Annotated in this window: 15 protein-coding genes; 7 read left to right on the plus strand and 8 right to left on the minus strand. The window is 60.5% G+C overall.

The genetic code is table 11. The features are described 5' to 3' along the window. Positions 1 to 24 precede the first annotated feature (24 nt). Positions 25 to 1,626: an ABC1 kinase family protein gene (locus IEX64_RS06590; RefSeq protein WP_188818865.1), complete on the plus strand. Its 1,602-nt coding sequence runs from the start codon at positions 25 to 27 to the stop codon at positions 1,624 to 1,626. Between the two features lie 131 nt (positions 1,627 to 1,757). Here the strand turns inward: IEX64_RS06590 and IEX64_RS06595 are convergent, their stop codons facing one another. The 3 genes from IEX64_RS06595 to IEX64_RS06605 form a co-directional block, all read right to left on the minus strand. Further along, on the minus strand, positions 1,758 to 2,207 hold the full coding sequence (locus tag IEX64_RS06595; protein WP_188818866.1) for a potassium channel family protein: 450 nt from the start codon (positions 2,205 to 2,207) through the stop codon (positions 1,758 to 1,760). 244 nt (positions 2,208 to 2,451) lie between these two features. Next, positions 2,452 to 10,623 (minus strand): GH36-type glycosyl hydrolase domain-containing protein, encoded by an 8,172-nt coding sequence (locus tag IEX64_RS06600; protein WP_229710115.1) that lies wholly within the window; start codon positions 10,621 to 10,623, stop codon positions 2,452 to 2,454. Between the two features lie 23 nt (positions 10,624 to 10,646). Continuing rightward, entirely contained in the window at positions 10,647 to 11,705 is a 1,059-nt protein-coding gene (locus IEX64_RS06605) for a universal stress protein (protein WP_098105940.1), read from the minus strand. Positions 11,706 to 12,296: 591 nt separating this feature from the next. On the opposite strand from IEX64_RS06605, the gene IEX64_RS06610 reads away from it, so the two are divergent. The 3 genes from IEX64_RS06610 (at position 12,297) to IEX64_RS06620 (ending at position 15,338) form a co-directional block, all read left to right on the plus strand. Next, the gene (locus tag IEX64_RS06610) at positions 12,297 to 13,598 is read left to right on the plus strand and encodes an ATP-grasp domain-containing protein (RefSeq protein ID WP_229710116.1); all 1,302 of its coding nucleotides are present in this window, start codon (positions 12,297 to 12,299) and stop codon (positions 13,596 to 13,598) included. A 378-nt stretch (positions 13,599 to 13,976) separates the two neighbouring features. Further along, on the plus strand, positions 13,977 to 14,759 hold the full coding sequence (locus tag IEX64_RS06615) for a slipin family protein (RefSeq protein ID WP_098106006.1): 783 nt from the start codon (positions 13,977 to 13,979) through the stop codon (positions 14,757 to 14,759). A gap of 165 nt (positions 14,760 to 14,924) precedes the next feature. Continuing rightward, on the plus strand, positions 14,925 to 15,338 hold the full coding sequence (locus IEX64_RS06620) for a NifB/NifX family molybdenum-iron cluster-binding protein (RefSeq protein ID WP_188818867.1): 414 nt from the start codon (positions 14,925 to 14,927) through the stop codon (positions 15,336 to 15,338). 404 nt (positions 15,339 to 15,742) lie between these two features. Here IEX64_RS06620 and IEX64_RS06625 read toward each other — a convergent pair whose 3' ends face one another. The 3 genes from IEX64_RS06625 to IEX64_RS24745 all read right to left on the minus strand — a co-directional run bounded on the left by IEX64_RS06625 (position 15,743) and on the right by IEX64_RS24745 (position 17,735). Continuing rightward, positions 15,743 to 16,786: a type II glyceraldehyde-3-phosphate dehydrogenase gene (locus IEX64_RS06625; protein WP_188818868.1), complete on the minus strand. Its 1,044-nt coding sequence runs from the start codon at positions 16,784 to 16,786 to the stop codon at positions 15,743 to 15,745. A gap of 408 nt (positions 16,787 to 17,194) precedes the next feature. Then, the gene (locus tag IEX64_RS06630; protein ID WP_188818869.1) at positions 17,195 to 17,491 is read right to left on the minus strand and encodes a DUF5676 family membrane protein; all 297 of its coding nucleotides are present in this window, start codon (positions 17,489 to 17,491) and stop codon (positions 17,195 to 17,197) included. A gap of 55 nt (positions 17,492 to 17,546) precedes the next feature. Beyond that, positions 17,547 to 17,735, minus strand: a complete 189-nt coding sequence (locus IEX64_RS24745) for a DUF2933 domain-containing protein (RefSeq protein WP_188818870.1) — start codon at positions 17,733 to 17,735, stop codon at positions 17,547 to 17,549. Between the two features lie 627 nt (positions 17,736 to 18,362). On the opposite strand from IEX64_RS24745, the gene IEX64_RS06640 reads away from it, so the two are divergent. Continuing rightward, positions 18,363 to 19,181, plus strand: coding sequence for a Crp/Fnr family transcriptional regulator (locus IEX64_RS06640; RefSeq protein WP_229710117.1), 819 nt, complete (start codon positions 18,363 to 18,365; stop codon positions 19,179 to 19,181). 175 nt (positions 19,182 to 19,356) lie between these two features. Here IEX64_RS06640 and IEX64_RS06645 read toward each other — a convergent pair whose 3' ends face one another. Further along, positions 19,357 to 19,719 carry an SPW repeat protein gene (locus tag IEX64_RS06645; protein WP_168176344.1) on the minus strand — a complete coding sequence of 121 codons (363 nt, stop codon included), beginning with the start codon at positions 19,717 to 19,719 and terminating at the stop codon, positions 19,357 to 19,359. Positions 19,720 to 20,239: 520 nt separating this feature from the next. Here IEX64_RS06645 and eno point away from each other — a divergent pair. Further along, the gene (eno, locus tag IEX64_RS06650; RefSeq protein ID WP_188818871.1) at positions 20,240 to 21,556 is read left to right on the plus strand and encodes a phosphopyruvate hydratase; all 1,317 of its coding nucleotides are present in this window, start codon (positions 20,240 to 20,242) and stop codon (positions 21,554 to 21,556) included. 623 nt (positions 21,557 to 22,179) lie between these two features. Here the strand turns inward: eno and IEX64_RS06655 are convergent. Continuing rightward, positions 22,180 to 22,410, minus strand: a complete 231-nt coding sequence (locus IEX64_RS06655) for a hypothetical protein (RefSeq protein WP_067738222.1) — start codon at positions 22,408 to 22,410, stop codon at positions 22,180 to 22,182. 265 nt (positions 22,411 to 22,675) lie between these two features. Between IEX64_RS06655 and IEX64_RS06660 the strand changes: the two genes are divergently transcribed. Further along, positions 22,676 to 24,361 carry an NAD(P)-binding protein gene (locus tag IEX64_RS06660; protein WP_229710118.1) on the plus strand — a complete coding sequence of 562 codons (1,686 nt, stop codon included), beginning with the start codon at positions 22,676 to 22,678 and terminating at the stop codon, positions 24,359 to 24,361. The last annotated feature ends 14 nt before the right edge of the window (positions 24,362 to 24,375 follow it).

Genomic DNA, 24,375 nt, shown 5'->3' on the forward strand with positions numbered 1-24,375 from the left:
TGGCGAACGAAGAGGCGGGCACCGATGATGCTAGCTGCGAGGTTCTTGCGCATCGGTGGAGCGGTGTTCGGTCTCCTGATCGTTGCAGTTTACGAACGACTCCGAGGCGGCACGGACAACCGTTCTACGCTGCCTGATCGGCTGCGCGCGACCCTTGAGCGCCTGGGCCCGACCTTTATCAAGGTCGGCCAGGGGCTCAGCCTGCGCCGCGACCTTTTGCCCGACCGGTACATTGCAGCGCTGAGCAAGCTTCAGGCGGACGCCAGGCCATTCCCGCAGGCTGCCGCCAGGCATGAGATCGAGACTGGCCTCGGCAAGCCAATCCACGACCTGTTCAGTTCATTTGACGAGACCCCGCTCGCCGCCGCATCGATCGCGCAGGTGCACCGTGCCCAAATGCCGGACGGCCGCGAAGCGATCATCAAGGTGCGACGCCCGCGGATCAGGTCGCAGATCGATCGTGACATGCGCGCGCTGATAGGGCTGCTGCGCCTGCTGTGCGCCATGTCCTCCAGAATCGCGCGCTTCGAGCCAGTGCGCCTGGCGCATGAGATCTGGACAAATCTGCGCCGCGAGACCGACTTCCGGCTCGAAGCACGAGCCGTTCGCCGTTTCGCCGATGCATTTGCGGATTGGGATACGGTCCACGTCCCCGAAGTTATCGATGACCTCATCTCCGAAACCGTGCTTGTCCAGGAATTCTCCTCAGGCCGCCTGCTCTCCGATGCAGCCTTGGCCGACTCTGGGCCTCGCTACGCCGCCAACCTCGTAGAAATCTATCTGCACCAGATCTTCGTATTGGGTTTCTTCCATGGCGATCCCCATCCCGGGAACCTCTTCTTCATGGACGCTGGAACAATCTGCTTTCATGATTTCGGACTGACCGGCCAGCTCGACCATGCGACGCGGCGGCGGCTGGCGCTGTTCGTTCAAGCCTTTGTTCATCAGGATGCCGACTGGATGCTTGATGCGGCAGTCGAACTCGGACTGCTACGGATCTCCGGTGAACGGCAGGCAATCGTCCACGGCTTAGAGGAGCTCCTGACTGAATACGCGTCGCTTCCGATGCGGCAATGGTCGATGGCGGACCTGTTCCTTCGTATTTCGCGGCTGGGTAACAAGGAGTCTGTACTGTTGCCCCATTATCTGATTGTCCTCATGCGAGCCCTGTTTCTTGTCGAGCATGCATTGCATACGCTCGACCCGGCGATGAACGTTCTCGATACCCTCATTGAAAGGGGCAACGCTGCAATCATGGCCCTGGCCGAGGGTCCGTCACATGCAGCGCTTTCGCGACTGAGATTTGAGGCTGGCCTTGCGGTTTATGACCTGCCAGGCGCCGCTGCGGCGTGGCTTTCCGAGGTCCGGCGGGAGGGGTTTCATCCCGCGCTTCAGATTCATCTGCCGCAGATCGAGCGCACCGAAGCCGGTCTGGAACGCACGGGCAACCGGCTTGCGCTGGCTCTCGTAACCCTCGGACTATACATTGCCTCGTCGCTGCTCATGCAGCATAGCATCGGCCCGCGCATCCTGGGCATGCCCCTGCTAGCTCTGGTCGGCTATTTCCTCGCGCTATGGTATACGCTGCGCCTCTCGCGCGCGATTGCCCGATCCGGGCGCCTGTGACGGCTTCGCCTCGAGAGCCTCCGCATTTTGTCCCGTGGCGGCTGTCGGCTCTACAGTGTGAGGAAACATGTTGGTGGCGCGAAAATTATTCTGTTCTGTGAGGGCGTTCCGAAATTCGGACCCTCCTCCCCCTACGGATCCTTTTCAATGATCCGCTCTTCCTCCTCCTCGCGCACATCGCTGACAAATTCGATCAGGAACGCCGTACTGAGGCCGAACATGATCAGGCCGTTGGCGGCGACAACCGCAGACAGGAGCCGGACATCCTCAGCAAGAACGACGTCTCCAAAACCCAATGTCGTGAGTGACACGGTGGCGAAATAGAGCGCCGGCTCAAGCGAGCCGAAAGCGCCGAGCCACAGGAACAGACCGGCCCACAACCATGCCGCGAAGGTCAGTGCGGCCAGCATCCAGATCGTTGCGGCCGCGAGCATCAGCATGCTTGCGAGCCGGCTACTCCGAAGGCGCGGGGGCGCGAGGCGGTCTGATGCGGCGAAGGCCGCGGCAACAAAGCCCGCCTGCGCGATCATCGTCACCGCCACCACCAGTGCGCCGAGCAGCAGTTGCGCGGCAATACTCATGTTTGCCCCGCTTTGACTTCGATCGAAACAACGCCGCAATAGCACCTCGGCGAGGCCGAGATCGTGAGCGGCGGGCGCTGTTCACTGGCTGCTTCCATTTGTGGTCTCCATTTGTCTCCTGCGATCCGGTGAAGCCTCCTGCCTTCTCTGTCGCCAGGACTTTTCGTTGGTGACTCCAACAGATTACAGCTGCTCCGCGCTGCACGACAAAGGCGCGGTCACAGGATCGGCCGGCGCGGTATTCTCAAGTCGCCAGTCGCGCCCTGACTTCGATCTCAGCGCCATCTGTCGGGAATGGGATACCGTCTGTCCCCCGGCGCACGCCATTAACGGTGAGTTCCACGTTTCCACGCCCCAGATGATCGGGATCGTCGACATGCACCGAAATCGTACCGGCGGGACCGCGCAAAACGGCTCGGAAGCCGCCCCACGAGGGAGGAATGGACGGTGCAATCGTCAGGTGGCCATCGACAAGTCTCAAGCCCAGAATGCCCTCGACAGCTAGACGCCACGCCCATCCTGCCGCCCCGGTATACCAGCTCCAGCCGCCGCGCCCGCTATGGGGATCGGCGGCAGAGATATCGCCCGCGACGACATAGGGCTCGAGCGCATAGCGTTCCGCCTTTGCCTTCTCGTCGGAGCGTCGAACGGGATTGATCATATCGAAGATGGCGAACGCCTTGTCGGACTCCCCTTGTTCGGCAAACGCCATGCCAAGCCAGGCGGCGGCATGCGAATATTGCCCTCCGTTTTCGCGAATGCCCGGCGGATAGGCCTTGATATAACCCGGATCGCGCGCGCCCTTGTCGAAAGCCGGCCAGAGGAGGCGCGCCAGCTTGTGTTCCGAACTCACCAGTTCCCGCCACGCAGCGTCCAATGCCTGCCGCACGCGCTCTGGTTCAGCACCCGCAAAGGCCGCCCAGGACTGAGAAATGGAATCAATCCGGCACTCGTCATTGGTCGCCGAACCGAGCGGATGTCCTTCGTCATCATAGGCGCGCCGATACCATGCGCCGTCCCATCCAGCTTCTTCGGCACGTTCTCGCAGTTCCCGCGCCCGCTCGGCCCAACGCAATGCGCTCATTCCTCGTCCGGCGCGCCTGCTGACATCGGCAAACAGGTCCGCAGTGACCGAGCCGAACCAAGCGAGCCAGATGCTCTCGCCACGGCCCTCGCGACCCAATCGGTCCATTCCGTCATTCCAATCGCCGGCGCCCATGAGCGGCAACCCGTTGGAACCTGCGGTCAGCCCATGCTCCAGGGCCCGTTCGCAATGATCAATCAGCGGCCGCAGGGTGCCCGCTGCATCAAAGCGGGCGTAGCGGTTTTCCTCCTCAGGTTTGAGCGGCGGCGCATCCAGGAAGGGAATCTCTTCATCGAGGATGGTGAGATCGCCCGTCGCCTGCACATAGGTGCCGACCGCATAGGGCAGCCAAATGAGGTCGTCAGAACAACGTGTCCGCACCCCTCGATCCGAGGGCGGGTGCCACCAATGGAGGACGTCGCCCTGCGTGAACTGATGCCCGGCGCATTGGAGAATATGCGCGCGGGTTCGTTCTGGCTCGATGTGGAGCAGCGCCAGCACGTCCTGCAGCTGATCGCGAAAGCCGATTGCACCGCTGGACTGATAGAAACCGGTTCGGGCGAGCACACGCGACGACAGGCTCTGATAAATAAGCCAGCGATTGACCATGAGATCGAAGGCTGGGTCGGGCGTGGACACTTCGACAGCACCCAGGATGCCGTTCCAGTGACGCTCAAGCGTTTGCAGCGCCTGCTCGGCCGCATGGGACGAGCTCCAGCGCCGTGCCAGTTCTCTTGCCGAGGCGTGATCTGCTCCTTGCCCCAGGACGAAGATGACTTCCTCGCTCGCGCCAGGAGCGAGCTCCAGATGAACCTGATAGGCGCCACACGGATCGCCTCCCGCCACGAGCTTGCCGCTCAAGCCCCAGCGTCGCAGTGCGTCCGGGTCAGATGGGTCGCCCTCCGGCCCGAGAAATTCGCGACGATCGCTTGTGTACCCATGGGGAGGCCGGCTTGAGGTGAGAAACGCAACCCGTTCCGCGAAATCCTCATTCCAGCGATTCATGGCCAGAAGCACCTGCGCGGCTGGATCATAATCACATGCGATATGGGGCCGTGCGATGCTTGGGAGCGCTCCCAGCAGCCATTCGGCATAGTAGGTCGAGGTCAGACGCCGGTGCCGGTTCTCAAGGTTGCAGAGCCGCAACCGGACGATTTTCACCGGAGCATCCAAGGGAACGAACACCAGCATTTCCTGGTCCAGCCCGTGCGACTTCTGCGTCCATCGCGTGTAGCCGGCTCCATGCCGCACCTGACAAGCCGACGAATGCCCTGCGGGCGCAGGCGTCACGGTCCAGACCGAGGCGGTTTCTTCATCACGCAGATAGAGGGTCTCGACAGGCGGGTCCGACACGGGATCGTTTGTCCAGGGCGTCAGGCGGTTCTCGCCGCTGTTGATAGCCCAACTGAAGCCCCCGCCGGCTTCGCTGACCAGTGTGCCGAACTCATCGTTGGCGAGGACATTGCACCAAGGTGCGGGCGTGGCTTCACCAGGATCGAGGTGGATGACATATTCTCGTCCATCCGGCGTGAAACCGCCGAACCCATTGTCGAAGCGAAGATCCTTAGGGCGTTCCAGCACATCAACGGCAGTCCGATCGAACGGAAGCGCTGCCGAAAAGCGCGGCAGCGATGGGGGCGCCTCAAACGCCGGAAACAGCTGGTCCTCCAGTGCCCCCCTCTCCTCATCAAGGATAACGCAGGCAGCGCTCTCCAGCAGTTTCACTTGGTCCGGTCCGATCTGGTCACGAAAGAGAAGGTGAATGCCGCCTTTGCGGCCAAGCATTTCCGTTGCACCGATCTGCCGGAGCAGAGCAACAACGTCGTCCCGGATCGGCTCGACATAAGCCGACCCACCAGTCTGAAGGATCACAAGATCGACCTGAAGCCCATGGCGTCGCCATAGCTGATGGCCGCCGATCAGTTGTTGCGCCAGCAAGCCGCCGGTCCCTGTGGTTCGCAATAACAAGATCGGGAGGTCGCCGGACAGAGCCATTCCCCACAGGTGTGATTGCCCAAAGCGGTTGGCGTTGAGCGTGGCGGCATCACCGCGCAGCGCTCCATGCGGATAGACAAGGAGCGACGCGAGCGCCTGTAGCGCCGGCAGGCTGGCGGACTCAATCTGGACACGCTCAAGGGCGCGCGCGTTCGCTCCAAGGGCGTCGTGCAATGCCCAGTTGACCGCTGCCAGGGTCGAATAGCGTTCCGCCAGGTCAACCGCGCCCTCTCTGGTTGCGGCTGCCACAGTCAGGAAGCAGAGTTCGCGCGTCTCATAGGGCTGTAGTTTAACCCCGAGCTGCAGCGCCATGATCGGGTCCAAAGTCCAACCCGAACTGTTCGAAAGAGCCATCCGCGCGCCCGGCGGGAAGCGCATATCTCCGTTTCGGCCAATAAACCGATTGCGGTCGGATTCATAGCCCAACGGCTGGACCGGACCTTGAGCATCGACCGCGAAGTGCAGAAGCAGGGGCGGTGTCTCATGTGGCGCACGGGCGCGCCGGCGGAACAACAAACCGCCCAAGTGGGCGAGATATTCGCTGCCAACGAATAGCTTGCTGAAGGCGGGGTGCCGCTCGTCATCCATTGGCGCACCGAGGACGACTTCGCCGTAGCTCGTCACACGCAATCCTCGCGCTTGGGGACTTTCATTGACAAGCGTGAGGCGCCGAACCTCGATGTCGTCGCCCGCGATGACCGCCACCTCGAGGTTTAGCGCAATCCCGTGATCGCGTCGGTGAAATTCCGCCATATGGGGATGAAAGGTGACGCGGTACTCCTCGGGCAGCGCGCCCGTGGGCTGTCGCGCCGCCGACCACAAGGCCCCGCTCTCATCGTCGGCCAGATAGATCCAATAGCCGTTGGCATCCCGCGTGCCATCGGCGACGAAACGCGTGAGCGCGTTGTGGTGCCAGCGCAGGCCCCCGCCGCCGGCTTCCGAGATCCAGCTCGACAGGGGACCATTCCCCAGCAGGTGGACCTGCGGAAAGGCAGTGGCCGGCGGTGACGTCCAGGCTGCGGGAATCCGCAGCGGCGCCCCTCGTCCAAGGGGGCGGTCGCGTTCCTCGAGCCGCTCCATCTCTGCAGGAATTTCGTGCGGAACGCGCTCGCTGAGCAGCAGCGAGACCGTCCGCATTCTCGGATCCGCAGTGAAGCGGTGCACAAGAATATCGTCGAGCAACACATTGCCAATGGAACTCAGAATCATTCCCTGGTGGTGTGCCATGTAGGCATGGACAGCGGTGAATTTGCCCTGCGACACTCGATCGGACGTGAAATCGAGCGCTTCGAAAAGACCGTAGCGGCCGCTGGCGCCAAGCCGGACGAGCTCTTTCAGATTGGCCACAGCTTGAGTTGGCGCGACGGGCAACCCAAGAGCCGACGCATAAGGAGCAATTACCATATCGCGACCAAGTCCCCGCTTCAGACCAAGTGCGGGCACTCCGAAGGCCTGGTACCGATAGTGATGCTCGGGATCTCGCGCGGAATATGCGGACTCGGAAATGCCCCAAGGAAGTCGGTGGCTCTCCCCATAGCGCCGCTGGATTTCAACGGCACGCCGTTCACTCTCGCCGAGCAGCGTGTGTGTTCTCGAACTGAGCAACATGCGCGGCATCAGATATTCGAACATCGAGCCGTTCCAGGAGATCAGCAGAAGTCCGCCGTCTGCCCGCGTCAGGGCACGACCAAGATGAAACCAGTGTTCAACGGGCACATCACCCTTGGCGATCGCGAAAAAGCTGGCAAGACGGGCTTCCGATGCAAGGAGATCGTAATAATGTAGATCGGCTCGGCCGGAACTCGCATTATATCCGATCCGGAAGAGGCGCCGATCTTCGTCAAAAAGAGGCTTGAATTCCATGGCATAGGCCAATTCGCGCGCCTGGTCTGCGAGATGAATCAGGTCATTGGCAGGGGGCGCGCTTGTTTCAGCATCGTTCCACATAGAGCGTGACTGATAGCGAAGCCTGTCGAGAAATCCGTGCATGTCGCGCAACACATCCATTGGCGGTGAAGACGCAGCCTCGATCACTTTGGCCAGGGCGTGCTCGAGTTGCGGAATGCGAGTCTCGCAAAGTTCGCGAAGCCCGTTGGTCCAGCTTTCCGGCGCCTGTTTCAGTGACATGATGCGGGCGCGGATGTCACTTGTCCATTGCCGCAAAGCCTCGCCGTTCCATCCCGCGGCCGTTTCGTCGAGCAGGTCGAGCACATCGACGAGGCCGTCCCAGCGTTGGGCTTCGAGGCGGTTTCCCTCGCACGCATTATGCAGCGCCTCCGCATAGGCAACTAGGCAAACTGCGAGATTTCCGCTGTCGACGGTCGAGACGTAGCGTGGCTCCAGCGGCGCCAACGTTCTGGTATCATACCAGTTATAGAAATGACCGCGATAGCGCTCCATGCGGGCGAGCGATCCAAACAGGTTCGCGGTCCTGGCAGCCAGTTCTGTTCGTCCCAGGTAACCGAGATCCCAGGCCGTTGCAGTCGAAAGAAGCAGCATCCCGATATTGGTCGGAGATGTGCGATGGGCTAGCTCCTCGTGAGGAGCGCCTTGATAATTGTCAGGCGGCAGCCAATTGTCCTCGGGACCGGCAAAAGTCTCGAAATAAAACCAGGTCCTGCGCGCGAGCATCCGAAGAAAGATTGTGTCGCCAGGTGAAATCGGCTCGCGCTCCTCCTGGCGCTGCTGTCCAATGAACCAGGTGATTTCGGGTGCGACTATCCAGATGATGAGGAGCGGGAGTGCCGACAGGAGTGTGTCCGGCCGCATCACCACCAATCCCATGGCAAGTCCAACGCTGACCGTCGGGCCGAGCCACATCTGGCGCCAAATTCGCGCCCGGGTGCGGTGCGCGCGCAGGCGCGCCGCCTCATGGGCTGCAGTCGTCCATTCGAGCAGTTTGCGACGGGTGACAAGCAGCCGCCAGAGCGTGAGCCCGATTGCCCGTAGCGACAAGAGAGCTTCGTGAGGCAGATAGACGATGGCCAGAAGCCAGCGCCCCGCCTGGTCACGAAGTTGCGGGAGCAGCCCGTGCGCCGACCCGCGCCGCTGTCCGCGCGCGAGCCCGCTGACCAGATCGGCGAATAGCTGTCCGGCCGGTGTGAAGAAGACAAGCAATGTCCAGAACCAGGCTTGCCCCGGAAGCACCAGCCACCCCGCGACGGCCAGAAGAAGTGTGGCTGGTGCCACAAGGCTACGGCGAAGATTGTCGGCGATCTTCCAGCGATCAATGCCCGAGAGGCGGTTTGCGACCTTTGTCCCCTCAGCCGTTGGAACCTTGGGAGCAAGCCATGGCAAGAGCTGCCAGTCTCCGCGAATCCAACGGTGCAGCCGGCGCGCATATTCAAGATAGCTGCGCGGGAACCCTTCGTAGAGAACGATATCGGTCGCAAGCGCAACCCGGCCGTGCGCACCCTCAAACAGATCATGGCTGAGAATGGCATTCTCGGGAACGCGAGCGTCAACGCTACGGTGAAAGGCCTCTACATCGTAAATACCTTTCCCGACAAAGATTCCGGCCCCGAACAGATCCTGATAGACGTCCGAGACCGCGCGGCTGTAGATATCGATCGACGTATCACCCGTGAACAGACGCGCAAACAGCGTTCGCGAGCCACTCTGCGGCGATATTTCCACCCGCGGCTGGATGATCGAATAGCCGCTGGTGATCGCACCGGTTGCGGGGTCTATCTGCGCCCGGTTGAGCGGGTGCGCAAGCGCGCCGACCAGCTTGGACACCGATCCGGCCGGCAGGATCGTGTCACCATCGACGGTAACGACGAACCGTACGCCCGTGGGAACGGGACGATCGCCAACATGAAGGGAAAAAGCCGAAGAGTCGCCGTCCACCAGCATGCGGTTGAACTGTTCGAGCTTCCCGCGCTTCCGCTCCCAGGCGAGCCAGCAGCCCTCGGCCGGATTATAGCGCCTGGGTCGCAGCAGCAGGTGGAACGGACCGCCGCCAGTGCCCGCGTATCGCGCGTTGAGCGCGCGAACCCCCTCGCTGAGCGTCTGTTCGATGTCGTCATCGAGGGGGGTGTGCTCCGTATCAGCGTCAGCGAGATCGGCCAGCAGAACAATTTGCAGCATCGGATCAAGATTAGAGAGCCAATGAGTCTCCATCTGTTCAATGAAGACTGGCACCTCGGACGCACGCGCAACAATCGTCGGAATTACGATCAAGGTCGGACAATCTCCCGGCAACCCCTCGCTGCAATCGAGCTTGTTGAGCACGCGCGGCGGGAAAATCCGCGTGATCGCCCAGTGAAGCAGGGTGATTGCCAGCACCGACGCCGGAATGAGCGTCAGGGAGAGACCGCCGAGCCAGCCAGGAAGTCTGGAATCGATCCACCACAGGTAAGACGCGGGCAGAAACAGGGCGCCAGCCCAGAAAACGACGAGCGCCGAGAAGTAAAACAGGCCGGGATTTTGAAGCGCTGCATTTCGCCAGCGCTTAGCCAAGGGGAGACGCGCGCCAAGTTGACGCCGGAACACAGCGCGCCCGTCCCCGACAAGCCAATAGCCGACGTGACGTTGCGGCAGCTCGGCTTGCGCCGACTTCGCCGCATCGACTGCGCCCCGCGCAACCTCGGCTTCACCCTTCGCAGCATAGCGCGCAAGTTCCTCGACGACGCGCCGATACCGGTCGCGGCTCTGAAAATCCATTCGCTCATAGAAGCCTGACGGATCGGTTCGGAGAATCTCTTCGACACAGCTGACCTGATCGAAGAAATCCTCCCAGGAAATCGCTTCGATGAGCCCAAGATTGGCGATCGCGCGCCCGACCTGCTCCGTCGCCTCGAGCGCATGCGGTTCGGTCGCCCAGTGTGACGGGCGAAATGGCATGGTCAGGCAATCGCAAAATATTTGCGTGAGCGTGGAAACGAGAATCTCGACGCAGGCGATACGAAGCATCGTGGGAAAAGCCCACAGTTCGGCGATCGACAGCGGTGATTGTCGCTGATAACTCTGCAGAAATCGGACCAGAGTCCCCGAGGAGATCTGCATTCGTGTGAGACGCAGCAGGTGATGCGCGAGGACAAACACACGTGGCGAGGCTGCGCCCCCATCGTCAGCCAAAGCAGGCAACCGCTCGTAGAAGCTTGCGGGGAGATCCTGTTCTATCTGCCGCAGCGCACGGTGCACCTGATAGTCGTTGTCCAGCAGCCATTCGGCAGCCTTGCTCGCTTCGGGAGCAGCGGTCGTGCATGCCAGACGCGCATCATGCAGCCATTGAGCGACCGCGCCAACCTGGGACCAGGCCGGAATCGGTCGCGGGTTGGCAGTCGAGATGCGGTGTGTCTGGCTAAGCTCCTCAGCCGCGTGAAGGAGCGCCACGGATTCTGGTGAAACGTCTGCCACTATTGCGCGAGTTGACTGCGTCCCGAAGACACGAGACTCGGGCCCTCAAGAATACGTTCTGCCGCGTTTATATGGAAATTTGGGCGAATGATCAGCACCGGGCACGGAGCGTGTTTCGCGAGATATTCAGTGACACTGCCGCATGCGACATCGCTGAGGTTGCTGTGGCCATGCGATGAGACGACGAGCAGGTCCGCATCGTGCTGAATGGCAAGACGACGCAGCCGATTACGGGGATCACCATCTGATTCCACGACGGCCCGGACGGCAAGGCCTTCGTTCAAGAGCCGTGTCCGCAGTCTTTCCAGATAGCTGCGCGCACGCGCCTCATTATGATCCTTGAGCCTGCTGCATAGCTCGCCAGAACCCGCATGAGGCAGACCATGGTCGATGGTTTCGGCTTTGGCAACGACATGGGTCAGGATCAGTTCGGCTCCTTGCGCGCGCGCTATGCTTACGGCGACCGGCAGCACGCTTTCCGCTTGCGGAGAACCATCGAGCGGAAGGACCAGCCTTCGATAGGCTACCGTCTCGGCGCCATCAGCCTCGCCGGGAATCAGCAGCAGCGAAGCCAAGGCCCGATCGAGAATTTTCTGCACGGTGCTACCCAGTCCCGTGGAGCCCTCTGTCTCATAGCTGCGCGTCGCCAATGCGAGCAGTGCCCCGGCATGGTCCTGCGCCCAGCCGTTGAGCTGCTGTGCGGGGGACCCGGTTAGCAGCAACCGGCCGATGTCCATCTCCGGGCCGCGTACCTCAGTGATGATCCGGTCAAGCCGCTCGCCGCATTCGTTCAGGTGAAGGCGCCAATCAAGAGGATCGGCAGGCAATTCGGCGTTGCGCTTCGATTCTGAAACGTGCGCAAATGTTACCGGCAAACCGAAGATGGCCGCCAGCGCCAGCGCATGTCGGGCAACGACGTGGCAGTTTGGATCATCGTCGAGGCAGGCCAGAATCTCGGAGCGCTGCTTTTCAGCCCTTCTCATGGGTGGCAAACTATCGGGAAAGAAGGCTCGGATCGGTGCGCGGCCTGAGCTGCCATTGGTTTGGAAATGTGGCATCGGAACCTCCTTCCGGGCAGGAAAATGTCGATTTCAGACGTCCAAGCAGCAACCATCACCTAGGCGGCAATGATATACGCGAGATCACCTAACCTCCTCGGTACCTGACATGTCCTCCGATGATGCTCCAATCCAAAGCACGAGACGAAGGGCATGACCAGAAGCCTATGAATAGACGCGCAGCTCACATTAAAATTACAGTTCGGCTGCTGCAGTCTTCCCGGTGGCGTTAGCCGGCAGATACCCGCCATGCCCGCGAACATCTCGTCGTCATCAGGACTGGCCTGACCGGGTATCCCCGGCGGACGGCGACAGCTGAGGAACGGCACCGATGCACATACTGCAAAAAAACGTCAGTCGCACACGAAGCGGAGATGGCGGACTGATCAACAAACTACCACGTTTCGGGCAGGAGTCCCACCAGGACAAACAGGCCGCCTCCGCTGGCCGGGGAGAAGCCGCCATGGCAACTTAACCCGAAGGGACTGATCTGGCATCAGTTCATCCCGGACAGAGGATCTTATAAGAATGACAAGGAACTCGGAACCCTCGCTTGTGCCATCCGCGCCGCTGAACGTCGGCTGCGTTTGCATGACGCTGGATCGAGCAGCCTTAGCCGCGGCTCTGATACAGGAGACGGGCGATGCCGCGTTTTACAGCAGGTTGATCGAGTCGCGCCCCCATCTTTTCGCCGATGTCGCAGTATTTCTTGACGCGGCCGAACTCGTCCAAATGCAGCGCATTGTCGAGGCGATCGAGGCCGTTATTCGTCATCCCGCCTATGGCGCGGCGGTACTTGCCTGGACGCCGGCGGGCGCTGTGCGCGACTTCGGACCGAGAGGGGTTTTCATGGGATATGATTTTCACCTCGGACGCAACGGGCCGGCGCTCATTGAAATCAACACCAATGCCGGCGGGGCCATCCTGAATGCCGCGCTCGCGCGCGCCCAACGTTCTTGCTGTAGTGATGCTATCACCCCGGAATTTATGGATATGACGGCTTTCGACACGGATATTGCCGAGATGTTCGCAAAAGAATGGCGTCACCAGCACGAGACCGGATCTCCCGCGACGATCGCGATCGTCGATGATCGTCCGGGAGAACAATATCTCTACCCGGAATTTCTCCTGATGCAGCGGTTACTGCAGCGTCATGGCCACGAGGTTTGGATCGCCGACCCGTCAGAACTGGAATATCGCGACGGCTGCCTTCGGCGAAGCGGTACGCGTATCGATCTCGTTTACAACCGATTGACGGATTTTTCGCTCGAACAACCCGAACATGCGGCGCTGCGCGCAGCTTATGATGATGCTTCGGTTGTCGTGACGCCCAATCCCCACAACCACGCTTTGTTTGCCGACAAACGCAATTTGACGCTCCTTTCCGATTCAACCTTGCTTGCTGAATGGGGGGTAGATCCGGCCCTGATCCGGATTCTATCCGCAGGCGTTCCAGCCACCGAACGTGTCACGCCCGATCGCACCGATCGCTTCTGGAGCAATCGAAAGCAATTCTTTTTCAAGCCCTCGTCGGGTTTCGGCAGCCGGGCCGCCTATCGCGGAGACAAACTGACGAGAACGGTCTGGCAGGAGATTTGCCAGGGCGACTATGTGGCGCAGGCCTATGTCGCTCCAAGCGAGCGCCTTATCGAATTCGACGGCGAGAAGCAGCGGCGCAAGATCGATGTGCGCCTCTACACTTACGAAGGGCGTATTCTCCTGGTTGCAGCGAGGCTGTACCAAGGACAGACGACGAATATGCGGACGATCGGGGGCGGCTTTGCGCCTGTCTTGCTGACAACGACAGCGGGTCTTTCAACAGCATGCCAAATGTGCGCGAACCGGACAGAGGTTATTGTATCGCCGCCAACTCGTATGGATCGGCAGCGCTGACCACAACTTGCACTCCGAGCTGCCCCAAGCTGCCGCGCAGCGAACCTTGCGGGAACCTCACGGCGCACCAATCGAAGATTTTCCCGCAGCAGATCAAAGCAGTGGCCTTGCCCATCGGATGGCACATCTCCCGACCAGGTCTCGGCGCCTCCAATCCACTGATGTGATCTATGTGAAAATGCGGGACGAAAGGGAAGGCCTCCCTTGCTGCTCGGCCAAATTCGCCACCAAAACCAAAGGGGAGACAGGCTCAGAAAGTGATCGCGCAAAGTTCCGGAGTTCAACCTCCATCAAAGATTCCTCCCCGTACCGGCATTAGCTCACATGGCCCCATACGGCACTGACCGCCCCCTGGGCAATTTGCAGAAGGAGCAAATGATGACAGCCGATTCGATCGCCCTGACAGGCAACTCTATCGTCTGGATCGTGGGAATCGCCATCGTCGCAGTGTATTTGGCGAGCGCGATCCGTATCCTGCGCGAATATGAACGAGCTGTGGTCTTTACCCTCGGCCGCTTCACCGGCGTCAAAGGCCCGGGGCTGATCCTCGTCTTTCCGTTCATACAGACGTTGGCCCGCGTTGACTTGCGGACAATTGTCCTCGACGTGCCAACCCAGGACCTTATTTCGCGTGACAATGTCTCAATTCACGTCAATGCCGTCATCTATTTCCATGTGGTCGACGCGGAGCGCGCCATCATCCAGGTGGAGCAGTATATCTACGCCATGAGCCAACTCGCTCAGACCACGCTGCGCTCTGTCCTCGGCAAGCACGATCTTGATGAGATGCTCGCTGAGCGCGACAAACTGAACACGGACATCCGGGCAATACTCGATGGCCAGACCGATGCCTGGGGCATCAAGGTCTCGAATGTCGAGATCAAGCACGTCGACATCGACGAATCGATGGTTCGTGCGATCGCGCGCCAGGCCGAAGCGGAGCGCGAGCGGCGCGCCAAGGTCATTAATGCCGAAGGCGAGCATCAAGCCGCGCAGAAACTGCTTGAGGCGGCAGAGATCCTTGGACGCCAGCCCGAAGCAATGCAACTACGCTATCTCTCCACGCTCAACGTCATCGCAGGTGAGCGCAGTTCCACGATCGTCTTTCCATTCCCGATGGAGTTCAAGGATTTGCTCAGGGTCGGCAAGGCGCAGGAATAGCGGCTGCCCGAACGGCGCGAACGACCAAGTTGAGGCCTGCCGGTACGACCCGCCGGCACATTCGCTCGAGAGAAGGTGCCAGCCACCATGCCGGCAATGGCCGATCCTGGAGGCCTGTACGTCGCTGCCACGGCACCCATGATCCAATTTGATCGGGATTAAGGATTGCAGCTTGAGACTCGTCTCATCTCTGTTCTTCCAAACCGGGAATATTTGGCAAGCGAGGAAGGGATGTCACGCTCGGCTTTGACTCGTCCAGAACCGTCGTCCCGGACGGCATTGTTGGTCACGCATTCGCATGAGGGAACCGTGCTGTGCCCGTTCTTCAGCAAATGCGACGGCCTCCTCATCATCGATCCCGATAACGGCTCTCGCGAGTTCCGCGCAAGGGAGGATGACACGCCCGACGCAATGTGTGATCAGATCCTGAAAACCGGTGTTCATCGGCTCATCCTGGGTTTCATCAGCGGTTCCGCGGCCCAGAAACTCCGGGTGGCGGGGATCGACATCAGGTTGGGCTCCGGCGCGCTCGCGGTCGACGAGCTTGTGATCGGCTTTGATGATCTTCCTGCGGCATAGGCGCACCCAGATGGCACCTGCGCTGACCATTAGCGTGAAACGCTCAGTTTGATCCATGATTCCCGCACTTTGGTGTCTGGACTAAAAGTCGAGGCATGCTGGTCAAAGAATTGCGTTTTGCCGCCGTATCCGACAACCACCGGGCAGATGCTGGTCCAGCCGGCTTGAATCGAACTTCCTTTCATCCCCAAATGGCGTAGATCTGCATCTTGGGCCAGACCACCGTCTCCGCGAAGGGGTAGATAAGGCTGCGCCGCATTGAGATAGGCACCAGGCCGGGCGCTGAACTGACCACCTAGCAGTTGCCCTATCGAAGGGGGCCAGAAGCGCACCAGCAAGTTTCTAGCGCAACGCCTGCAAGGCCCATGGGAAGTGCAGCCTTGCAATAAGCGAGGCGTGAGGTCTCAGGACAACAGCGCGCCGATACCCAGCGCGGCGTTGGTCAAGGCGATTGAAGCGCTTGCGTCGCGTTCACGACAGGTAAGTGCACGGATCGCGTCGATTGTCTCGGGAATTACGATCGCCTGATTATCGACCATGTAGGCATAGAAGACCTCATCGCCCTGCACCGTCACCAGGTCTTCCCATAGCGCAACTTCGTAGAGGTTTTCGCGCGGCCGTCCGACGTCGGCCATCAATTCCTTGACTGTGTTAAGCGCCGTCAAACCATCGCTAATCCGAATGAGCGCAATGCGCGAAGACTGGCGGAATGCGTCGATAATCTCTTCCTTTGACGCGTTGCGCGTCAACTGCACGGACCAGCTGTGCAGATGCGCGATGGTTTCGGGCACCTTCACGGCGATCGTCACGACATCAAGCTCGGGGTCGACCGTCCGGGCATCCGGGCCTTGATGGCTCGGTATTTCATTTTCTGGAACGAGAGTGTTCATTATCCCGCCTTTGTGGCTTTCCCATGGGTCTGTCGCGCGCCGCATGACGGTACCCCTTGCCCTTTTCAGGAGGCCGGCGTGCTTGAGAGCCGTCAAGGTGCGCACGATAGAGGTGGTATTGCAGGAGACAACCCGGGTGGCTCTCTGCCCCAGTGCGCTTTCATAGCTCGCCTCCGCTACGAACGAATGCCCGGTCACCTCGTGCTTCTCGCCACCCTGTACGATGAACTTCACCCCCCGCGTACGGTAATGCTCGGCATTCTGCGCTCCGATCGGCTTCGGAGTGCAGTCGACCACCACGTCGGTCTCGTTCAGGAGGTCGTCGAGCGTGCCGGACACGTCCAAGCCCGCCCTCTTCATGGCTTCGCCGCGATCCTCGAGCGACGCAAAGAGCCTGAAACCCTTCCTAAGGGCCGTCCTCATCCGCCAGTCTGTCTCGATGTCTGCGATGCCGACAAGTTCCATGTCGTGCTGGCTCGCAACCGCGTCAGCGACTCGCTTGCCGATTACACCGTAACCGTTCAGCGCGACCCGGATCTTTCCTTGCTGTGATGCCATATTTCATTCTCCTATCGCAGAACTCTTCGTCTTGATGCGGATTCAAGGCGGTCGCGCCAGACCATACACGCAGCGCGCTGCAATCCCGACGTCGAACAGACTGATTTTTGGCTGCTTGCGCGGGTCGTCTCGACCAGATTTACTTGTTCAATCTCGGTGATGCCCTCCGAAACCGGAGCAGTGCGATCCCGGACTTCATCGACATATGCTCGAAATCGAGCTTGGTTCATGTGAACTATACTTAGTCCTCGCCGCAACAGAGCCCCCGTCCCCCGCTGTATTCGGAGCTGGTTCAAGCAGCCCCAATTGAACAGCGCCAACGTCATCGGCCTCGCAGGTCGGAAATTTGCTGGTGGAAATACCATATGACGCAATCGCGACCGGGAAGAACAGGGCGTCCCAACAGGCTCAATTTTTGGACGATGCATCAAGCGGCATCATTGTTGGTCGCGGGCCCCATCTTCTGTGCAGCAAATTGTAAATCGGACAAAAGACGAGACCGGCGTAGACACCATAAAGGAAGGCCTCGACCAAGCCGAGCAAAAAACCCCACCAGGTGAGCCATTTGAAAGCGGGCAACATCATTTCCAGAAATCCGCTCATGCGCAGGCTTTGCGGCGTGACCAGTCCGTAAATCACGCAAACCAAAAACGTGATGGTTGTCCAGATGCCCAATGACCAAGCGACCAGTTTCGTGTTCAACATCGCGCGCTCCAATTAGTTCCTCGGGGGGCGAAGACCTGCGTCCGGCGCGCGTCTCCTAATGCCGATGCGCCGAAGATGCATCCGCGTCGCGCCGTTCCGCTGATCCGTGATCAGTACTCCGACCGTCAGAGCGGTCGCCGCGATGTCCTCCGTGACCGCCGTGGCCACCATGCCCGAACATATGCAAAGCAACAAAGGCGACACCGACTAGTACCCAAAACCAGTTCTGCAAAAACCATTCCATTGCCACTGCCCTTCATCGGTCTTGCAAGCGACGCCCAAAGCTCCGGACTGATGCTCCATCTGCCGCATTTCAGTCTTCTTCGAATGAAAACGCCACGTCCATCTCGATCGGCCCAAGATCACGATTCCAATCTGCATTTCTGCCCGACCTAGCGCTGCTCAGGTTACAGATGCCCGCGACGGCGGACCAAATCTTTGCCTTGGATTAAACTTTCTTGTGCCGGTCAAAATCTTGGTAGAGGGGAGCGGACGAGCTCAAAGGCTCGACTACTTCGCTTTTGATGCGTCAACCGGGTAGCCGCGCGATGACCTCGGCAAGGCCGGGGATGAAGATGAGGACCCTCGCTTCGGACCGGGATGGCAGGCTCATTCTCGTGCCTGTGGCGGTGTCAGATGCGGCCATGGATGCAATCTATTCACCGCTCTTTGCGTACCCCCCCTTGGCGAACTCGCCAAAGAATCACTGTAATCGTTCTGCCCCCCTGACGTCTGTAGCTCCGGGGTGACCTGAAGGTAATCCGCACCGGAAAGCGCACGCGTCTCAACGTCGATGTGCAACCGGTCTTGTCGATGAGACGCACTGGTCGCGTCAATATTTGGGTTGGCTTCAATTCCGGGAGACGCAGCAATGGCGAGTATCATGAAGGCACCCAGAAGCGCTCGCGTCGATTGCGAAACGTGCCAGGCCCGCGTTGACGGTCTTTGCTCCGGCTACAGCGATAGCACGGTGGAGTTTATTTCCGGGTACCGGACCAATGACCGACACCTCAAGGCGGGTCAGGATCTCCTCAACCTCGGCGAACCTTGTGACGCGATCTTCAATCTCGTCGATGGGTGGATGTTCCGCTACACAATCCTGGCCGATGGACGGCGGCAGATTCTCGATTTCGCATTACCCGGTGCCGTACTCGGTTTTCATTCACCGCTCGGCGCGACAATATCCTTCGGTGCGCAAGCGCTGACGGATGCGGTGGTCTGCGTCATTCCGCACAATGCTCTGGGCCATTTGTCGCAGCGCCAACCAGACCTAGGTCTGCGGCTCGCCTTGCTGATGGCGCGGGAACGCAGCCTGTCATTCGATCACCTCACCAGTGTCGGCCGGCGTTCGGCACACGAACGGATTGCCCGCCTACTGCTTGAGTTGTTTGTCCGTTCCCGGGCAGGATGGCCTGGGTACCAGATCGAGGAAATGCATTTGCCAGTGACGCAGGAGCATATCGGGGATGCGACAGGCTTGACCGGCGTTCACGTCAACCGGGTGCTGCGGGATCTCGGGAAGGAGGGAATCCTCAAATTCAGTTACCGGCGCCTCAGCATCCTGGAACCCGACAAGCTGATGGACCTAGCGGGAATCGATCAGGAATTGCTGCAATCGTGGACGGGATCCGGACGAAGCGAAGCGCGCGCCCAAGGCGACCTGGCCGGGGGATGTCGACAAGCGGCCTGACGGCGTGGCCCGAAGCGCTCCCAGTGGAAGCCGAATATCGCTCTGGTCGGTCGCGCGCGGCTCGCTATGATGCGTGAAGATAGCGCCCATCATCAGCCCCAAAACCTTGGGCACCCCACCAAAATCCGGACAATCCGCTACTCGGATAGCTTCCTGATTGAACCATGGGGTACATCTACAGTCTGGAATTTCGCGCATCGTAAAGGCACCACCCAGCGAAGATTACGATCAGCGAGCCGGAGACCACCGAATTCCAGGTGAGAGCGGCCGACGCGCTAAAGCCTAAAGCCAATGGTGACACCACCAGCCACGCGCCCGAGAGAAGGTTTATCCATTCAGCCAAAGTGTTGAACCGGTAAAGCGCGATCGCGCAGATCACGACAACCGCGAGACCGACAACCGAAAGATTCCACATGCCGAGAATCCCGCCTGCCACCGGTACCTCGGTGACCATCGAGTGCGACAGGAGCCAGGGCGAGCCGAAGATCCACAAGCCGAGCAGCCCATTGATCCAGTCCTGCCAATGCTGCTTGCCCACCAAAGTTCTCCGACGCGTAGAGTCGCTGCCATGCATAACCTGAAGCGAATTTAGCAGTCGCCAGATGGGGCGGTCTTTGATGAATGTTAAGGGGCTGGCGTCTCGCGGGGAACTGAAGCGCCAAGGCGTGCTGGCGCGCTCTGTCTCAGAGATGGACCTCCGCTCACAGAGGCCGATCCCCTTCGCAAAAGAAGATGGGCTGCGGAGTCAACTGCGCTACCTAGTCTCGGACGCCGCGACCCGGATGCCGAAGTGTCGATGTTTAACCTCAGTCAAGGACACTTTGCGCCAAGCGATGCCAATTTTGACCGTGAACGGCGGTAGCCGCTGCACATGGGAAGAGCTGCATCTGTGCTCCACAAGATCTGTTGGAGGACGCTTGGCAGTGACGCCTCGAGTCGTCCGGGAACAAGCGCACCACTCCGCGAAACGCCGTACTCGATTTTCCGATCCGGTCGATCTCGGGTCAGAGATCGCCGGATTGACCACTTGTCCGCCTCGCTGGCCGGAGATCAATTGTATGAATACGAAAATAGCGAATCTGAATGGACTCGAAATCCTCGATTCACGGGGAAATCCGACCGTTCGAGTCACCGTCGAGCTTGAATCGGGCGCTCACGGAACGGCAAGCGTGCCATCAGGCGCTTCCACCGGAATGAACGAAGCCGTAGAACAGCGCGACGGCGATCCCAATCGATTTTCCGGCAAAGGTGTGCTGCGAGCAATCGAGCATATCGAGACCGAGATCGCTCATGCCGTCGTCGGCCGCGATGCCTGCGCCCAGATCGAAATCGACAGTGTTCTCGTCGACCTCGATGGAACGCCGAACAAGGCACGCCTCGGCGCCAATTCCATCCTCGGTGTATCGATGGCTGTCGCGTGCGCTGCAGCGGCAGCAGCTGGCAAACCCCTCTACGCATACCTTGCCGCCGGTAGGCCTGTCCGCCTGCCGGTCCCGATGATGAATGTGCTCAACGGCGGCCGGCACGCTGACAGCAGCCTGGATTTTCAGGAGTTCATGATCATGCCGGTGGGCGCGCCGAGCTTCCGGGAAGCAATGCGATATGCAGCCGAGACGTTCCATGCCCTGCGAGCGCTGCTTGCGGCCGACGGCCACACGACAGCTGTTGGCGACGAAGGAGGCTTCGCTCCAAAACTGGCCAACAACGAAGCCGCGTGCGAACTGATCGTCAGGGCAATCGAACGAGCCGGCTACCACCCCGGCGAAGACATCTGCATCGCGCTCGACCCGGCGGCAACGTCGTTCCATGATGGAAACTATAATCTCGAGCGTTCGGGCCAAGGCCGGAAAAATTCGAAAGAACTGATTGAGCTCTATGAAAGCTGGGTTAGCAAATACCCGATCGTTTCGATCGAGGACGGGCTGGCCGAAGACGACTGGTCCGGATTTCGTCGCATGACGGCTGAACTCGGCGAGGGTATCCAGATCGTCGGCGACGACATTTACGTGACGAATATCGACTTCATCCGACGCGGTATCGACGAGAAGTGCTCCAACGCGGCCCTCATCAAGCTCAACCAAATCGGCACGGTCTCCGAGACGATCGATGCAATAGAATTCTGCCGCAGCGCGGGATGGCGATACATAATCTCGCACCGGTCGGGCGAGACCGAAGACAGCTTCATCGCCGATTTTGCCGTCGCGATGGACGGCGGACAAATCAAGACCGGTGCTCCATGTCGCGGCGAGCGGACTGCCAAGTACAATCGGCTGCTTGAGATCGAACATCAGCTTGGGGCGGATGCGATCTTCGACAATCCATTGAAAGAACTGCCGTTTTCGTCGACATTATGCGCACCTCATGGATCGCAATAAAGCGTCGCTTTCTTTGCGCATGAGATTGTCATCGACGTCGGCCTCCATGATAATCTGCGGCACGCTCTCAGCAACACTGCGCAGGAAATCGCCGTCTCCGGCCTTCGCCATGAGCTCGGCAAGCGGTCGTCGGGATCAACTCCTCTCTTGGTGTGAAGCGCGGAAACTCCACCTGACCGATGAACTCGGTGGCCACCGTGATCGAACAGCAGGTGGTGAGGCGTACCATTGCGAAGGGTACAACGACCCAGCGGCCATCTGCGATTTCACGCTCCAGGTTCTTGCACGTCAGCCCCCCGTCCTGCGGAATATGATCGTGCACGGACGAACGCCCCGGAAAACGAAGGCGGCCCTGACCGGTCCTGTCCATCCACCCATCGGTGCTGACCCACGTTCGGGACGCAGAATAGGACACTGGTTGAGCACAACATGCGTGCGTCAATCCTCTAACCTATTGAACGAAATGGACACCTCGCGCGCACCTCGCGTGTTCCCGTCAATCGTCACAACATGCCGGACTTGCAGCGTTGGCACGCGCTTCCTGTATTGGCAGGGCGGTCGGACGTAAGCGCTTGTTTCATCCGGACTGGTAATTAGACCACGCCCTGCCCATGGACTGTCACCTAACAGGGCAGCCCGCCGCTTCTGTTCAAGACGGGCCGGCTCGGCATCCACCCGATAACCCGTTCAGGCCCCCAAGCCGTGTCGAGCTGCACATTGACCGATTTGACGGCATAGCTCTCCGGTACGAGAGACATAGCCCCAAACAAGCTGCCCGCCGCGATAAGCCACGTGCCCGTGCTTTTTTGCTCGCCTTGTTTTTCCTCTTCGGCCTCGACGCGAAAAAGATCCATCTTAACCTCTCGAATGTTCCTCCGGTCACCAAAATCAAGATTTCCACCGTTTGCGACGTGGGTCTTTAACGCGGATCAAAGACAGCACCGCCGCGCTTGGCTTGATTTTGTGGGAGTGCATTTGAAGGCGTCCGCCGCAGACATTTAGTGTGGGCTCGAAGATGCGGGTTCGTCCTCATCCCCATATGCTTCGGCATCGGCTGCCAAGCAGATCGATGAGGAGCGAACGGAAAACGGCGCGTCATAGAGAGTAGAGGATGCATCAATGTTGAGGCAACCCGACGCAACCCGCACGCACGCCGTGGCCGTCGGGACAGGAGCGACGCGACAACAGCTCCCGCAATGGATCGACCATCTGCCGCCCTGCAACGCGGCTTGCCCCGCTGGCGAGAACATCCGGGCCTGGCTCGATCTGGCGCAAGCGGGCAAATACCGTGCGGCCTGGGAGGCACTGGTTCGCGACAATCCGCTGCCGGCAGTCCACGGACGGGTCTGCTACCGCCCGTGCGAGAAGAGCTGCAACCGCGCCGAACTCGATGACGCCGTCGGCATCCACGCGGTCGAACGCTTTCTCGGTGATCGGGCGACCGCCGAGGGCTGGCCTTATCCCGTCGACGCGGAATCGAGCGGCAAGCGGGTGCTGGTGATCGGCGCAGGCCCCAGCGGCCTTTCGGCTGCCTATCACCTCGCCCGTCTCGGTCACGCCGTGGAGATTCGCGAAGCTGGCCCCCTTCCCGGTGGCATGATGCATTTCGGCATCCCGGCCTATCGCCTGCCGCGCGCCGACCTTCTGCGCGAGATCGGGCGGATCGAGACCATGGGCGTCAAGATCGTCCTCAATCACAAGGTCGAGGACGTGCTGGCCGAGAAGGCGGCCGGCGGCTTCGATGCGGTCTTCATCGCCATCGGTGCCGGCATCGGCAAGCATGTCGATATTCCTGCTCGTGACGCGGTTCGGGTCCTCAACGCCGTCTCGCTCCTGCATAAGGTCGCCGCCGCCGAGCCGCCCCGCCTCGGGCGCCGCGTCGTCGTCTATGGCGGCGGCAACACCGCGATGGATGCTGCGCGCACGGTGAAGCGCCTCGGCGCCGAGGAGGCGCTGATCGTCTACCGGAGCGACCGCGCCCACATGCCGGCACACGCCTTCGAGGCCGACGAGGCAGTCGAGGAAGGCGTCAGGATCAAATGGCTGACGACGATCAAGGAGATCGTCGGCCCCGACCTCACCGTCGAGACGATGGAACTCGACGAGAACGGCCGGCCGCAGCCCACGGGGCAGTTCGAGACGCTCACGGCCGACGCGATCGTGCTGGCGCTCGGCCAGGAGACCGACAGCGGCTTTCTTGGCCAGGTGCCGGGGATCGAGTTTACGTCGAATGGTGCGGTCAAGGTCGGTCCCGACATGATGACCGGACACCCGGGCATCTTCGCCGGAGGCGACATGGTGCCGGGCGAGCAATCGGTCACGATTTCGGTCGGCCACGGCAAGCGCGCGGCGCGCCACATCGACGCCTGGCTGCAGGGCGTGCGCTACGAACGGCCGACAAAGCATCCGACCGTGACCTTCGACATGCTCGACCTGCCCGTGTTCCTCGAGGCGGCCCGGAGCAGCGAGCCGCAACGATCCTTGGCGGCGCGGACAACCTTTGACGAGGTCGTGCAGGGGTTGAGCGAGCCCGAGGCGCGGTTCGAGGCGGGCCGGTGCCTCTCCTGCGGCAACTGCTTCGAATGCGACAACTGCTTCGCGGCCTGTCCGGAGCAGGCGATCCTGCGCCTCGGCCGGGGCCGCGGCTATCGGGTCGAGCCCGATCTCTGCACCGGCTGCGGGATCTGCTTCGAGCAGTGCCCCTGCCACGCCATCGAGATGCAGCCCGAACCCGTGCCGGCGGATGCGCCACTTGGGCCGACCGACGAGCCGCTCGCACCGCATCGCTTCCGCCTGCGTGTATAGGGCCCTGGAAAGAG

This window comes from Novosphingobium indicum (assembly GCF_014645195.1).
GTDB classification, from domain to species: domain Bacteria; phylum Pseudomonadota; class Alphaproteobacteria; order Sphingomonadales; family Sphingomonadaceae; genus Novosphingobium; species Novosphingobium indicum.